Here is a 13836-nt window from a genome sequence, read left to right on the forward strand (position 1 = left end):
CCACGGGCCCCGACCGCCGGCCCACGACCCCCGGCCGCCGTACCCACGACCCCCGGTCGGCGGCCACAGGGACCCCGGCCACCGTACCCACGGGCCCCGGCCCGTCCGCCCCGCTCAGATGTCGGTCGCGGACCGCACCGTGCGCCACATCTCCGGCAGTGCCGCCTCCGTGGCCGCCGCCCGCTGTTCCTCCCGCCCGTACAGAACGCCGTAGGTGAAGGTGCTCTCCCGTGCCGTGTCCGCCTGGGCCGCGAGGTTCAGCAGGGCCTCGCGGGCCATCACGCTGTCCTGGTGGTCGCCCAGCAGGGTCTGCAACGACTTCATCGACTTGACCAGGGCTTCGGCGGGCCTGCCCAGCGCGGGTGCGGCGGCCTCGGCCGCGTACCGGGTGCGCTTGGTCTTCTTGCGCGCCTCGTGCACCGCGACGTCCCGGTCATGGCCCGGGCGCAGGTCGAGGGCCTCGCCGACCAGGGCGGCGACCTTGCGGAAGTCCTTGCGTACAGCCTTGGCGAGCACCTTCTCCGGGTCCTGGGCGGCCGCCTTCAGCAGGGGCGGCCCGGCGATCAGGGTGTCGAGCGTGTTCAGCAGGTCCAGGTAGCGCTCGCCGTCGAGGACGGAGATCAGAGCGCGCCGGGAGCCGCCGCGCCGGGCGTCGGACCAGGAGCGCAGGCGGTTGCGCACGGGCCCGGTGACCAGGGCCGCGGGCAGTTCGGACACGGCGGTCCTCAGGTGCTCGGTGAGGACCTCCAGGTCGCGGTCGACGCCCAGCTCGCCGGCCAGCCATTTCAGCTCGTCGGCGATCGGGTCGGTGACCCGGCGGTCCAGGACCGTGCCGAAGGAGCGGAACGTGCTGCGCAGCCGGCGGGTGGCCACGCGCATGGAGTGCACCGAGTCGAAGACGTCCCGGCGCACCGCGGGATCGAGTTCGACGATGGCGTCACGCTGGGCGCGGACGTAGGCGAGGACATGGTCGCCCGCGGTGGTGGGGGGCTTTGGCCTACCGGCCGGAGCGGGGGGCGGCAGCCGCATGCCCGTCTCGGCGGGCTCGGGGCGGCCGCCCGTCTCCTCCAGTGCCCTGGCCAGTTTGGAGGCGGCCGAGGAGCGGTTCACGCCCGCCTTGCGGAGCTTCTTGTCGACCTTGTCGAGGAAGGCGGGGTCGCCGTCGTCCGCGAGTTCCACCTCGATCTCGGTCCAGTCGGCGGTGCCCGTGCCGCCGCTGAGCCGCTCGGCGTGCACGCGGTCGAGGCTGACCTCGGCCAGCAGGGCGCCGTCGGCGCCGACGAGACGGCGGAGGGCGCGGGAGGAGCGCAGCCGGACCAGGGGGATGAGTTCGGCGCCCCGGACACGGGAGCGGACGAGGCTGTGGAGGTACGGCGGGACGGTGTCGGAGAGCGGGGCGTGGACCTCGTCGCGCACGCCGTCGGCGACCGGCAGCTTGAGGTGCCAGCCGGCGTCGTCGCCACCGGTGCGGCGGCGCAGGGTCAGGGAGGCGTCGGCCAGCCGCGCGTCGGCAGTGTCGTAGTAGGTGGCGTCGAGTTCGGCGATGCCCTGATCGACGACGGCCGAGACGCCGCCGACGACGGTGAGGTCGGGCAGCTCGTCTCCGATCGCGGCCTCGTACTTGCGCTCGATTTCGCGTTTCGTGTCCGCCATGGACTGAATCTAGTGGCAATCGGGCAGGGAGGGCAGGGTTCCTCGGTGTTCGTCCGGAATGCGCTCCTCCGGCCGCCGTGCGGCCGACGGGCCGGACCCCTCACGCGGTCCGGTCCCGCTCACGCCCACGTCACCCGCCCACGCCGCACTACCCGCTCACGCCCACGTCACCCGCTCACGCCCGCACTACCCGCTGACGCCCGCGCGACCCGCTCACGCCCGCACTACCCGCTGACGCCCGCACTACCCGCCCACGCCGCACTACCCGCTGACGCCCGCACAGCCCGCTCACGCCGACAACGGCCGCTGCACCCGGATCGACTGCAAGAGTCCCACCGCTATCCAGACGGCGAACATGGAGGAGCCGCCGTACGACACGAACGGCAGGGGCAGGCCCGCGACCGGCATGATGCCGAGGGTCATTCCGATGTTCTCGAAGGCCTGGAAGATGAACCAGGCGATGATGCCGGCGGCGACGATCGTGCCGTACAGCTCGGTCGTCTCACGGGCGATGCGGCAGGCCCGCCACAGGACGACCCCGAGCAGCACGATGATCAGGCCCGCGCCGACGAAGCCCAGTTCCTCGCCCGCGACCGTGAAGACGAAGTCGGTCTGCTGTTCGGGCACGAACTGGCCGGTGGTCTGCGAGCCGTGGAAGAGGCCCGCGCCCATGAGCCCGCCGGAGCCGATCGCGATGCGCGCCTGGTTGGTGTTGTAGCCGACGCCCGCCGGGTCGAGGCTGGGGTTGGCGAAGGCGGCGAAGCGGTTGATCTGGTACTGATCCAGGATGTGCAGCTGCCATATGGCGACCGCGCCCAGGACGCCCGCGCCGAGCAGGCCGAACACCCAGCGGTTGGAGGCGCCGGAGGCGAGCAGCACGCCCAGCACGGTGACCGCCATGACCATCGTCGAGCCGAGGTCGGGCATCAGCATGACGATCATCATCGGGACGGCGGCCAGCCCCAGGGCCTGTGCCACGGTCCGGTGGTCGGGGTGGGGCTTGTCGCCCGCGTCGACCCGGGCCGCGAGCAGCATGGCCATGCCCAGGATGATCGTGATCTTCACGAACTCGGAGGGCTGCAGGGAGAAACCGCCGCCGAAGACGATCCAGTTGCGGTTGCCGTTGATGGTGGCGCCGAGCGGGGTGAGCACCAGCAGGATCAGCAGGAGCGAGAGGCCGTAAAGGATCGGCACGGCCGTGCGCAGGGTGCGGTGGCCGAGCCAGATCGTCCCGATCATCAGGGCGAATCCGATGCCCATGTTCATCAGATGCCGGATCAGGAAGTAGTACGGGTCGCCCTGGTTGATCTCGGTGCGGTTGCGGGTCGCCGAGTAGACGAGGACGGCGCCGATCAGGGACAGGGCCGTGGCCGACAGCAGTATCGGCCAGTCGAGCCGCCGGGCCAGTCCGTCGCGGGCGAAGACGCGTGTCCAGGCCGCCCGGTCGGGGCCGTACCCGGAGACGGAGAAGTTGTTCGCCCCGGTCATGTGAGGATCCTCCGCCTCTTCTTCGGGCGGGCCGAGCGCCGGGCGGTGCGGCGGTTGCTCGCGGTGGGCGAGGGCACGGTGGCCGACGGGTTGTCCGTGGGGGCGTTCCCCTGCTGGTCCTGCCCGGTCGCCTGGTCGGCGCTGGGGTCGTACTTGCCGACCTTCTGGGCCTCGATCGAGCCGTCGGCGTGGATCTTGGGCAGGCCCTGCTGCGGGGTGGGCAGCAGCGCCTTGCTCTTGTCGATCGAGCCGTCCTTCTGGACGCCGTACAGGGCGTTGTAGATGTTGTGCACGGCCTCACCGGAGGCGCCGGAGCCCGTACCGGCCTGGGCGATCGTCATGACGACCGCGTAGTCCTTGGAGTAGGTGGCCAGCCACGACGTGGTCTGTTTGCCGTAGACCTCGGCGGTACCGGTCTTGGCGTGCAGCGGGATCTTGTCCTGCGGCCAGCCGCCGAACTTCCAGGCGGCGGTACCGCGGGTGACGACGCCCGCGAGGGCCTGCTCCATGACGTCCCGTGTCTTCTGGCTGATCGGCAGCCTGCCGTGCGACTTGGGCTTGATCTCCGTGACCTTCTTGCCGTCGGGGCTGACGATCGCCTTGCCGATGGTCGGGTTCCACAGGGTGCCGCCGTTGGAGATCGCCGAGTAGATGACCGCCTCCTGTATCGGCGTCAGGAGGGTGTCCCCCTGGCCGATCGAGTAGTTGATCTCGTCACCCTCGCGCATCTTGTTGCCCTCGAGGCAGTTCTCGTACGCGATCTTCTGGACGTAATCGCCGTCCTTCTTGCCGGTCTTGCACCAGACGTCCTTGTTGGCCTGCCAGTACTTCTGCTTCCACTGGCGGTCGGGCACGCGGCCGGAGACCTCGTTGGGCAGGTCGATGCCGGTCGGCTTGCCGAGGCCGAACTGGTGAGCGGTCTTGAAGAACCAGTCCTTGGGCTGCCCCTTCTTGGGGTTGATGCCGCCGTCCTTCTTCCACTCGTTGTCGGCGAGACCGTAGAAGACGGTGTCACAGGAGACCTCGAGGGCGCGGCCGAGCGAGATCGGGCCGAAGTTCTCTCCCTCGAAGTTCTTGAAGACCTGTCCGCCGACCGAGTACGAGCTGGTGCACGGGTAGTGGCCGTCGAAGTCGTAGCCGGCCTGGATCGCGGCGGCCGTGGAGACCACCTTGAAGGTCGAGCCGGGTGCCGACTGCCCCTGGATGGCCCGGTTGAGGAGCGGGTAGTCGGAGTCCTTGCCGGTGAGCTGCTGGTAGTCCTTGGCGGAGATGCCGCCGACCCAGACGTTCGGATCGTAGGTCGGGGCGGACGCCATGGCGACTATCCGGCCGGTCTTGGCCTCCATCACGATGACGGCACCGGAGTCCGCCTTGTAGTTCTCGCCGGTGATCTTGTCGAACTGGGTGCGGGCGATCTTCATCGCGTTGTCCAGCTCGTACTCGGCGACCCGCTGAACGCGGGCGTCGATGCTGGTGATCAGGTTGGAGCCGGGCTCTGCGGCGTCGCTCTTCGCCTTGCCGATGACACGGCCGAGGTTGTCGACCTCGTAGCGGGTGACGCCCGCCTTGCCGCGCAAGGCCTTGTCGTACTGGCGCTCGAGGCCGGAGCGGCCGACCATGTCGGAGCGCAGATAGGGCGAGTCGGTGTCCTTGGCCTGCTGGATCTCGTCGTCGGTGACGGGCGAGAGATAGCCGAGGACCTGGGCGGTGTTGGCCTCACCGGGGCTCGGGTAGCGGCGCACGGCCTCGGGCTCGGCTGTGATGCCGGGGAAGTCCTCGGAGCGCTCGCGGATCTGGAGGGCCTGGCGGGGCGTGGCCTTGTCGGTGATGGGGATCGGCTGGTACGGGGAACCGTTCCAGCAGGGCTGCGGCGTCTTCGCGTCGCACAGGCGGACCTTGCCCTCGACGTCCTGCGGCTTCATGCCGAGGACGCCGGCCAGCTTGGTGAGGACCGCCTTGCCGTCGTCCTTCATCTTCAGCAGGTCGGTGCGGGAGGCCGAGACCACCAGCCGGGTCTCGTTGTCGGCGATGGGCACGCCGCGCGCGTCCAGGATCTCGCCGCGTACGGCGGGCTGGACGACCTGCTGGACATGGTTGCCGGAGGCCTCCTTGGCGTACTCGGCGCCGTTGCGGATCTGGAGGTACCAGAGGCGGCCGCCGAGGGTGCCGAGGAGGGAGAGGACGAGGATCTGGATGACGACCAGCCGGATCTGGACGCGGGGCGTCCGTCCGGTCTCGGGGATGTTAGTCATCGGCGAAGCCCACTGAGGTCGAGGGTGGTTGCGGAGGACGGGCGGGTGTCGGTCACTGCTGTCGCACCCGCTCCGTGCGCGTACGCGTCATAGGTGTACACGGTGGACCTGTGGACCAGGCGGCCGGCTCCGGCGGGGTCACAGCCGTTTGACCCCCTTGATGCGTCCGGCCCGGGCCACCCGGGCCTTGGCGGCCTTGACCCGCAGGACCCCGCGCTGGCTGCCGATGCGCAGTCCGGTGCCCGAGGAGAGCCAGCCGGAGGAGACGTCGGCGGCCTTGGCGGAACTGGTCTCGGCGAGCGGGTCGTTGTCGATGCGGCGGGCCAGCGCCATGATCCCGGGGACCACGAAGGGCGCGAGCAGCAGGTCGTACACGGCGGCCGTGGCCAGCAGGCTGGTGAGGCCGACATGACGGGCGGCGGTGTCGCCGACGAGGGCGCCCACGCCCGCGTACAGCAGGGTGGAGCCGATCGCGGCGGCGACCACCACGAACATCGGGCCGCTGGCGGACTTCAGCCGGCCGTTCTCGGGCCGGGCGAGTCCGGCGAGGTAGCCGATGACGCACAGCACGAGGGCGTAGCGCCCGGCGGCGTGGTCGGCGGGCGGGGCCAGGTCGGAGAGCAGGCCGGCGCCGAAGCCGATGAGGCACCCGCCGACGTGGCCGTAGACCAGGGCGAGGGCGACGACCGTCAGGAGCACCAGGTCCGGGACGGCACCGGGCAGATGGAGGCGGGCGAGGACGCTCACCTGGATCACCAGGGCGACGATCACCAGGGCGGTGGAGAGCAGCATCCGGTTGAGGCGCATCTGGTTCGGCTCCTTGGGCGTCCGCTACTCGACGTCGGACGACTGACCGTCGCCGGACGCCTGGTTGTCGGCGGACGCCGAGGGCGTGACGGTGACGGTCACGGTCGGGGTGGGTGTCGGCTGGGGCTTCGGGGGCAGCACGGTGTCACGCGGGTCCTTCTTCGGTGCCTGGACGACGACGCCGACGACATCGAGGCTGCTGAAGGAGACGAACGGCTTCACATAGATCGTGCGGGTCAGACCGCCCCCGGACGGGTCGATCCGGGAGACCACGCCGACCGGGACACCGGGCACGAACGGCTTGTCGGCCTCGGAGCCGAAGGTGACGAGGCGGTCGCCCTTCTTCACGTCGGCCTTGCCGTTGAGGAGCTGGACGCGCAGCGGGCGGTCGCCCTGCCCGGCGGCGAACCCGAGTTCGTCACTGCCTTCCATACGGGTGCCCACGGTGAAGTCGGGGTCGTTGGCCAGCAGCACGGTGGAGGTGTCGGGGCCGACGGTGGTGACGCGACCGACCAGTCCGTCGCCGTTCAGAACGGTCATGTCGCGCTTGATGCCGTCCTTGGCGCCCACGTCGATGGTGACCGTCCAGGAGAAGCCCTGGGCCGCTCCTATGGCGATGACCTCGGCGCCCTTGATCCCGTACTGTCCCTCGCCCGCCACCCGGATCATCTTGTCGAGCTGGTTGAGGCGGCTGCGGTTGCGGTCGTCGCTGCCGAGCTTCGCCTTCAACGCGGCGTTGGAACGCTCGAGTTGCGCGATGCGGTCGTGCCGCCTGGCGGAGTCGCGCACGGCCGCTACCGCGTTGCCGACGGGGTCGACGGCGGACGCCACCCCGTTCTCGATCGGGCCGAACGCCGTGGCGGCGGCCTGGCGGGCACCTTCGACCGGTGAGTCCTGGCCGCCGCGGATGTCCACCGTGATCAACGCGAACGCGATGGCGATCAGCAGAACCAGGAGCAGCCGGCTCTCTCGTGTGTCCCTCACGTGCGGCGGCCGTGCCTTCCTCGTCGGAATGTGTAGGGGAAACCGGGAATGTCGGGGGATATGGCGGGGAGCTTATGCCTCTATATCAACGATCCGCCGCACGAGAGGCGATCGTCTCGTACGGCGGAATCGGCGCGTCGCCTCATCTGCGGGGTTGGGCGTCCAGCACCTGCTGGAGCGCCTCGAACTCCTCGACGCACTTGCCCGAGCCGAGCGCCACGCTGTCCAGCGGGTCCTCGGCGATGTGGATGGGCATGCCGGTCTCCCGGCGCAGCCGCTCGTCGAGGCCGCGCAGCAGGGCGCCGCCGCCGGTGAGGACGATGCCGCGGTCCATGACGTCACCGGACAGCTCCGGCGGGCACTTGTCGAGGGTCGTCTTGACCGCGTCCACGATGGCGTTGACCGGTTCCTCGATGGCCTTGCGGACCTCGGCCGCGGAGATGACCACGGTCTTGGGCAGCCCGGAGACCAGGTCCCGGCCGCGGATCTCGGTGTGCTCGTCGGCGTCGAGGTCGTACGCGGAACCGATCGTGATCTTGATCTGCTCGGCCGTCCGCTCACCGAGGAGGAGGGAGTACTCCTTCTTGACGTACTGGATGATCGCGTTGTCCAGTTCGTCGCCCGCGACGCGGATGGACTGGGCGGTGACGATGCCGCCGAGTGAGATGACCGCGACCTCCGTGGTGCCGCCGCCGATGTCGACCACCATGTTGCCCGTGGCCTCGTGGACCGGCAGGCCCGAGCCGATGGCGGCCGCCATGGGCTCCTCGATGATGTGCACCTGGCGGGCGCCGGCCTGGGAGGACGCCTCGATGACCGCGCGGCGCTCGACGCCCGTGATGCCCGACGGCACACAGACCACGACTCGCGGGCGCGCCAGATACCGCCGCTTGTGGATCTTCAGGATGAAGTAGCGGAGCATCCGCTCGGTGATCTCGAAGTCGGCGATGACGCCGTCCTTGAGCGGGCGCACGGCGACGATGTTGCCCGGGGTCCGGCCGATCATCTTCTTGGCTTCCGCACCGACCGCGAGGATGCCTCCGGTGTTGGTGTTGATCGCGACGACCGACGGCTCGTTGAGCACGATCCCACGACCCCTGACGTACACCAGCGTGTTGGCGGTCCCGAGGTCGACAGCCATGTCACGGCCGATGAACGACATTGAGTTCCCCATCAGGATTCGTCTGGCCTTCCCAAGTTGAGCGTGACAGCTTTAGTTGGGGCGGCGAAGTGGGTGCTGTGACGTGAAGGCTTACATCGTAGTCTCGCCCGCACGAAACACTGCGCGAGGGTCTTCGCCATTGTCAGCAGATGACGCGTCGCCTCGCTTCTGGAGACGGGCGTTCGGGGGTAGCCGTTCCCCCGAACGGCACGCATATGCCAGGGAGCGACCGGGTTTGTTCGAAGGTTTCCGCGGCCGCCCTTGGTCATGCGTCCGAGTGACGTGAAAAACCCTCAGGATTTGTTCACATGGCGAGATCGAAAGTTCATCATCCGGACGCCGGAAAGCGTCCCGGCGCTCAGAACCGGCCCGGGAAAAAGATCTTGAGTTCCCGCTCGGCGGACTCCTCCGAGTCGGAGGCGTGCACCAGGTTCTCCCGGACGATCACACCGTAGTCGCCGCGGATGGAGCCGGGCGCGGCGGCGATCGGGTCGGTCGGTCCGGCGAGCGCGCGCAGGCCCTCGATGACCCGCTCACCCTCCACGACGAGCGCGACGACCGGACCGGAGGCCATGAACTCCACCAGCGGCTCGTAGAAGGGCTTGCCCTTGTGCTCGCCGTAGTGCTGCTCCAGCGTGTCCTGCTCCAGGGTGCGCATCTCCAGCGCGCTGATGGTCCAGCCGGCCTTGCGCTCTATGCGGCTGATGATCTCGCCGATCAGCCCGCGACGGACGGCGTCGGGCTTGAGGAGGACGAGGGTGCGCGAGGTCACGAGAGGGCTCCTTCATCAAGGTGGTGCGGTGCGTAGAGGGTACAGGGCGGGTCCGGGTGACCGTCACACAGCGTCAGGTCGGCCCCCGCCCTGAACGCTACGGGGCCGCGGGGCTGCTCTCGTTGTCCTGGAGCGCCGCGAAGCGGGCCTTGGCCTCGTCGATCTTCCTTCCGTAGTGCACCGACGCCCACCACAGCGCCGCGAAGACCGCGCCCATGAAGAACATCGTCGGCACGAAGAACCCGGAGGCGATCAGCGCGATCTGGAGGGCCCAGCCGAGCTGGACCCCGCCCGGGCGGGTGATCAGACCGCACAGCAGGATGCTCAGCGCCATCGCGATGCCGCTGACGGTCCAGACCGTGGTCGTGGACAGGTTCGGGTCCTTCATGGCGACCAGACCCGCGAAGCCGATGACGAAGAACTCGCCGATCAGGGTCGAAGCACAGAGCGTACGCACGACAGAGTCAGCCCTTCCCCAGGAGCAGTCGGGCCTCGCCGACCGTGATGACGGAGCCGGTGACGAGCACGCCGGCGCCCGCGTACTCCCCCTCCTCCTCGGCGAGCGTGATCGCGGCCTCCAGCGCGTCGGGCAGCCGCGGCTCCACCTGGACGCGCTCCTCGCCGAAGACCTCGACGGCGATCGCGGCCAGCTCGTCGGCGTCCATCGCCCGGTGGCTGGAGTTCTGGGTGACCACGACCTCGGCGAAGACCGGCTCGAACGCCTCCAGCAGGCCCCGGACGTTCTTGTCGGCGCTCGCGCCGACGACACCGATCAGCCGGCTGAAGTCGAACGCCTCGCTGACCGCCTCGGCGGTGGCGCGGGCCCCCGCCGGGTTGTGCGCGGCGTCCAGGACGACGGTCGGGGAGCGGCGCACGACCTCCAGACGGCCCGGGGAGGACACCGACGCGAACGCCTTGCGGACGGTCTCGGCGTCCAGCGGCTCGGGGCGCTGGGAGCCCACGCCGAAGAACGCCTCGACGGCGGCGAGCGCCACCGCGGCGTTGTGGGCCTGGTAGGGGCCGTGCAGCGGCAGATACACGTTGTCGTACTCGCCGCCGAGGCCGCGCAGGGTGAGCAGCTGGCCGCCGACCGCGATCTGCCGGGAGACGACCCCGAACTCCAGGCCCTCGCGGGCCACGGTCGCGTCGACCTCCACGGCCTTCTTCAGCAGCACCTGGGCCGCGTCGACCGGCTGCTGGGCCAGGATGACGGTGGCGTCCTGCTTGATGATGCCGGCCTTCTCCTCGGCGATCTCGCCGGGCGTACCGCCGAGCCGGTCGGTGTGGTCGAGGTCGATGGGGGTGACGACGGCGACGTCGCCGTCGATGACGTTGGTGGCGTCCCAGCTGCCGCCCATGCCGACCTCGACGACCGCGACATCGACGGGTGCGTCCGCGAACGCCGCGTACGCCATGCCCGTGAGGACCTCGAAGAAGGAGAGCCGGTACTCCTGCGAGGCGTCGACCATCTCCAGGTACGGCTTGATGTCCTGGTACGTCTCGATGAACCGCTCGGCGGAGACGGGGGCGCCGTCGAGGCTGACCCGCTCGGTGATCGACTGGACGTGCGGGCTCGTGTACCGGCCGGTGCGCAGTTCGAAGGCGCCGAGGAGGGCCTCGACCATGCGGGCGGTGGAGGTCTTGCCGTTGGTGCCCGTGATGTGGATGGACGGGTACGACCGCTGCGGCTCGCCCAGCACGTCCATCAGTGCCGCGATACGGCTGACGGACGGCTCCAGCTTGGTCTCGCCCCAGCGGGTGGCCAGCTCGGCCTCGACCTCGCGCAGCGCCTGGTCGACCTGGGGGTCGGCCGGGCGCGCGGGTACGTCGGCCTGCGGCGGGCCGCCCTGGGTGCGCAGGGTGCGGCTGCCGGCCTCGATCACCGCGAGGTCGGGGTCACTGGTGGTCTCGGCCTCGACGATCTCCTCGAAGGGATCGCTCTCGTTGGGGTCGCGCGGCGGCAGGTCACTCACGGGGCCAGTCTACGGAGCGCCGGTGACGAACGCGGCGAAGGCCCCCGGACCGCTGGGTGCCGGGGGCCGTGGGGGCGCCGTCGGGCGGCGGCCGGGGCCTGCTCAGGCGGAGGGAAGCCGGTCCAGCTGGGCCTGGATCCGCGCGATGTCCTCCTGCGCCTTGGCGAGCCGGGTGCGGATCTTGTCGACGACGTGGTCCGGCGCCTTGGCGAGGAAGGCCTCGTTGCCGAGCTTGGCCTCGGCCTGCTGCTGCTCCTTCTCCGCGGCGGCCAGGTCCTTCGCGAGCCGCTTGCGCTCCGCCGCCACGTCGATCGTGCCGGACAGATCCAGCGCGACCGTGGCGCCGGCGACCGGCAGGGTCGCCGTGGCCGTGAAGCTCTCGCCCTCCGGCTGGAGGCGCAGGAGCTGGCGGATGGCGGCCTCGTGCGGGGCGAGCGCCGTGCCGTCGAGGGTCAGCCGGGCCGGGACGCGCTGGCCGGGCTGGAGGCCCTGGTCGGCGCGGAAGCGGCGGACCTCGGTGATGACGGACTGGAGGGTGGCGATCTCCCGCTCGGCGGCCGTGTCACGGAAGCCGCTGTCGGCGGGCCACTCGGCGATGACGACGGACTCGCCACCGGTGAGGGTGGTCCACAGCGTCTCCGTGACGAACGGCACGATCGGGTGCAGCAGCTTCAGCGTGACGTCGAGGACCTCACCGAGGACGCGCTTGCTGACCTCGGCCGGCTCGCCGCCCGCCTGGAACGTCGTCTTGGACAGCTCGACGTACCAGTCGAAGACCTCGTCCCACGCGAAGTGGAAGAGGGTGTCGGACAGCTTGGCGAACTGGAAGTCGTCGTAGAGCGCGTCGACCTCGGCGACCACGGAGTTCAGCCGGGACAGAATCCAGCGGTCGGTGGCCGACATGCGCGCGGCCTCGGGCAGCGGGCCCTGGACCGTCGCGCCGTTCATCAGCGCGAACCGCGTCGCGTTCCAGATCTTGTTGGCGAAGTTGCGGGAGCCCTGGACCCAGTCCTCGCCGATCGGGACGTCGACACCGGGGTTGGCGCCGCGGGCCAGGGTGAAGCGCAGCGCGTCGGAGCCGTACTTGTCCATCCAGTCCAGCGGGTTGACCGCGTTGCCGAAGGACTTCGACATCTTCTTGCCGAACTGGTCGCGGACCATGCCGTGCAGGGCGATGGTGTGGAAGGGCGGGGTGCCGTCCATCGCGTAGAGGCCGAACATCATCATCCGGGCGACCCAGAAGAAGAGGATGTCGTAGCCGGTGACCAGGACGGAGTTCGGGTAGAACTTCGCGAGGCTCTGGGTCTGCTCGGGCCAGCCCAGCGTGGAGAACGGCCACAGGCCGGAGGAGAACCAGGTGTCGAGGACGTCGGTGTCCTGGTGCCAGCCCTCGCCGCTCGGAGGCTCCTCGTCCGGGCCGACACAGACGACCTCGCCGCTGGGCCCGTACCAGACCGGGATGCGGTGGCCCCACCACAACTGACGCGAGATGCACCAGTCGTGGAGGTTGTCGACCCAGTCGAAGTACCGCTTCTCCATCTCCTGCGGGTGGATCTTGACCTTGCCCTCGCGGACGGCGTCACCGGCGGCCTTGGCGAGGGGGCCGACCTTGACCCACCACTGCATGGACAGGCGCGGCTCGATCGTGGTCTTGCAGCGCGAGCAGTGGCCGACCGAGTGGATGTAGGGCCGCTTCTCGGCGACGATCCGGCCCTCGGCGCGCAGGGCGGCGACGATGGCGGAGCGGGCCTCGAAGCGGTCCAGGCCCTGGAAGGGGCCGTGGACCGTGATGACCGCGTGCTCGTCCATCACGGTGATGGCGGGCAGATTGTGGCGCTGGCCGATCTCGAAGTCGTTCGGGTCGTGGGCCGGGGTGACCTTGACGGCACCGGTGCCGAACTCGGGGTCGACGTGCTCGTCCGCGACGACGGGGATGGAGCGGTCGGTCAGCGGCAGCTTGATGAGCTTGCCGACCAGGTGCTTGTACCGCTCGTCCTCCGGGTGGACGGCGACCGCGGTGTCGCCGAGCATGGTCTCGGCACGGGTCGTGGCGACGACGATGGTGTCGTCCCCCTCGCCGTACTTCATGGAGACCAGCTCGCCGTCGTCGTCCTGGTACTCGACCTCGATGTCCGAGATGGCGGTCAGACAGCGCGGGCACCAGTTGATGATGCGCTCGGCGCGGTAGATCAGCTCGTCGTCGTAGAGCCGCTTGAAGATGGTCTGGACGGCCTGGGAGAGCCCCTCGTCCATGGTGAAGCGCTCGCGGGACCAGGCGACACCGTCGCCGAGGCGCCGCATCTGCCCGGAGATCTGTCCGCCTGACTCGGCCTTCCACTGCCAGACGCGCTCGACGAAGGCCTCGCGGCCGAGGTCGTGGCGGGACTTGCCCTCCTTGCCGAGCTCCCGCTCCACGACGTTCTGTGTGGCGATGCCGGCGTGGTCCATGCCGGGCTGCCACAGCGTCTCGTAGCCCTGCATGCGCTTGCGGCGGGTCAGGGCGTCGATGAGCGTGTGTTCGAACGCGTGCCCGAGGTGCAGGCTGCCGGTGACGTTCGGCGGGGGGATGACGATGGTGTACGGCGGCTTGTCGCTCTTCTCGTCCGCCTCGAAGTAACCCCGCTCCACCCAGCGTTCGTACAGCGGCCCCTCTACGTCGGCCGGCGCGTACTGGGTCGGCAGTTCGGTGGCGGGCGCTGATGGCTGCTGCTGAGCGTTCTCGGTCACGGAGTCAGTTTAGGGGTG

At 69.9% G+C, this 13836-nt stretch carries 10 protein-coding genes; all 10 read right to left on the bottom strand.

The genetic code is table 11. The features are described 5' to 3' along the window. Window positions 1-114 precede the first annotated feature (114 nt). Window positions 115-1653, bottom strand: coding sequence for a CHAD domain-containing protein (locus ACIP94_RS04350; protein ID WP_402419307.1), 1539 nt, complete (start codon window positions 1651-1653; stop codon window positions 115-117). Between the two features lie 288 nt (window positions 1654-1941). After that, a complete protein-coding gene (rodA, locus tag ACIP94_RS04355) occupies window positions 1942-3141 on the bottom strand; it encodes a rod shape-determining protein RodA (protein WP_402419310.1) in 1200 nt (399 codons plus the stop codon). Next, a complete protein-coding gene (mrdA, locus tag ACIP94_RS04360) occupies window positions 3138-5393 on the bottom strand; it encodes a penicillin-binding protein 2 (RefSeq protein ID WP_402419312.1) in 2256 nt (751 codons plus the stop codon). The genes rodA and mrdA overlap by 4 nt, the downstream gene beginning before the upstream one ends. Before the next feature lie 138 nt (window positions 5394-5531). Then, window positions 5532-6200, bottom strand: a complete 669-nt coding sequence (gene mreD, locus ACIP94_RS04365; protein ID WP_402419313.1) for a rod shape-determining protein MreD — start codon at window positions 6198-6200, stop codon at window positions 5532-5534. Between the two features lie 24 nt (window positions 6201-6224). Beyond that, window positions 6225-7184 (bottom strand): rod shape-determining protein MreC, encoded by a 960-nt coding sequence (mreC, locus tag ACIP94_RS04370; protein ID WP_402419316.1) that lies wholly within the window; start codon window positions 7182-7184, stop codon window positions 6225-6227. 142 nt (window positions 7185-7326) lie between these two features. Further along, on the bottom strand, window positions 7327-8346 hold the full coding sequence (locus ACIP94_RS04375) for a rod shape-determining protein (protein WP_234515679.1): 1020 nt from the start codon (window positions 8344-8346) through the stop codon (window positions 7327-7329). Window positions 8347-8704: 358 nt separating this feature from the next. Beyond that, on the bottom strand, window positions 8705-9118 hold the full coding sequence (gene ndk, locus ACIP94_RS04380) for a nucleoside-diphosphate kinase (protein WP_402419320.1): 414 nt from the start codon (window positions 9116-9118) through the stop codon (window positions 8705-8707). 97 nt (window positions 9119-9215) lie between these two features. Further along, window positions 9216-9575 (bottom strand): DUF4233 domain-containing protein, encoded by a 360-nt coding sequence (locus ACIP94_RS04385; protein WP_402419322.1) that lies wholly within the window; start codon window positions 9573-9575, stop codon window positions 9216-9218. Window positions 9576-9582: 7 nt separating this feature from the next. Then, window positions 9583-11091 carry a bifunctional folylpolyglutamate synthase/dihydrofolate synthase gene (locus ACIP94_RS04390; RefSeq protein ID WP_402419325.1) on the bottom strand — a complete coding sequence of 503 codons (1509 nt, stop codon included), beginning with the start codon at window positions 11089-11091 and terminating at the stop codon, window positions 9583-9585. Between the two features lie 102 nt (window positions 11092-11193). Further along, window positions 11194-13818, bottom strand: a complete 2625-nt coding sequence (locus ACIP94_RS04395) for a valine--tRNA ligase (protein WP_402419327.1) — start codon at window positions 13816-13818, stop codon at window positions 11194-11196. Window positions 13819-13836: the final 18 nt, after the last annotated feature.

The organism is Streptomyces sp. NPDC093261 (assembly GCF_044753645.1).
GTDB lineage: Bacteria > Actinomycetota > Actinomycetes > Streptomycetales > Streptomycetaceae > Streptomyces.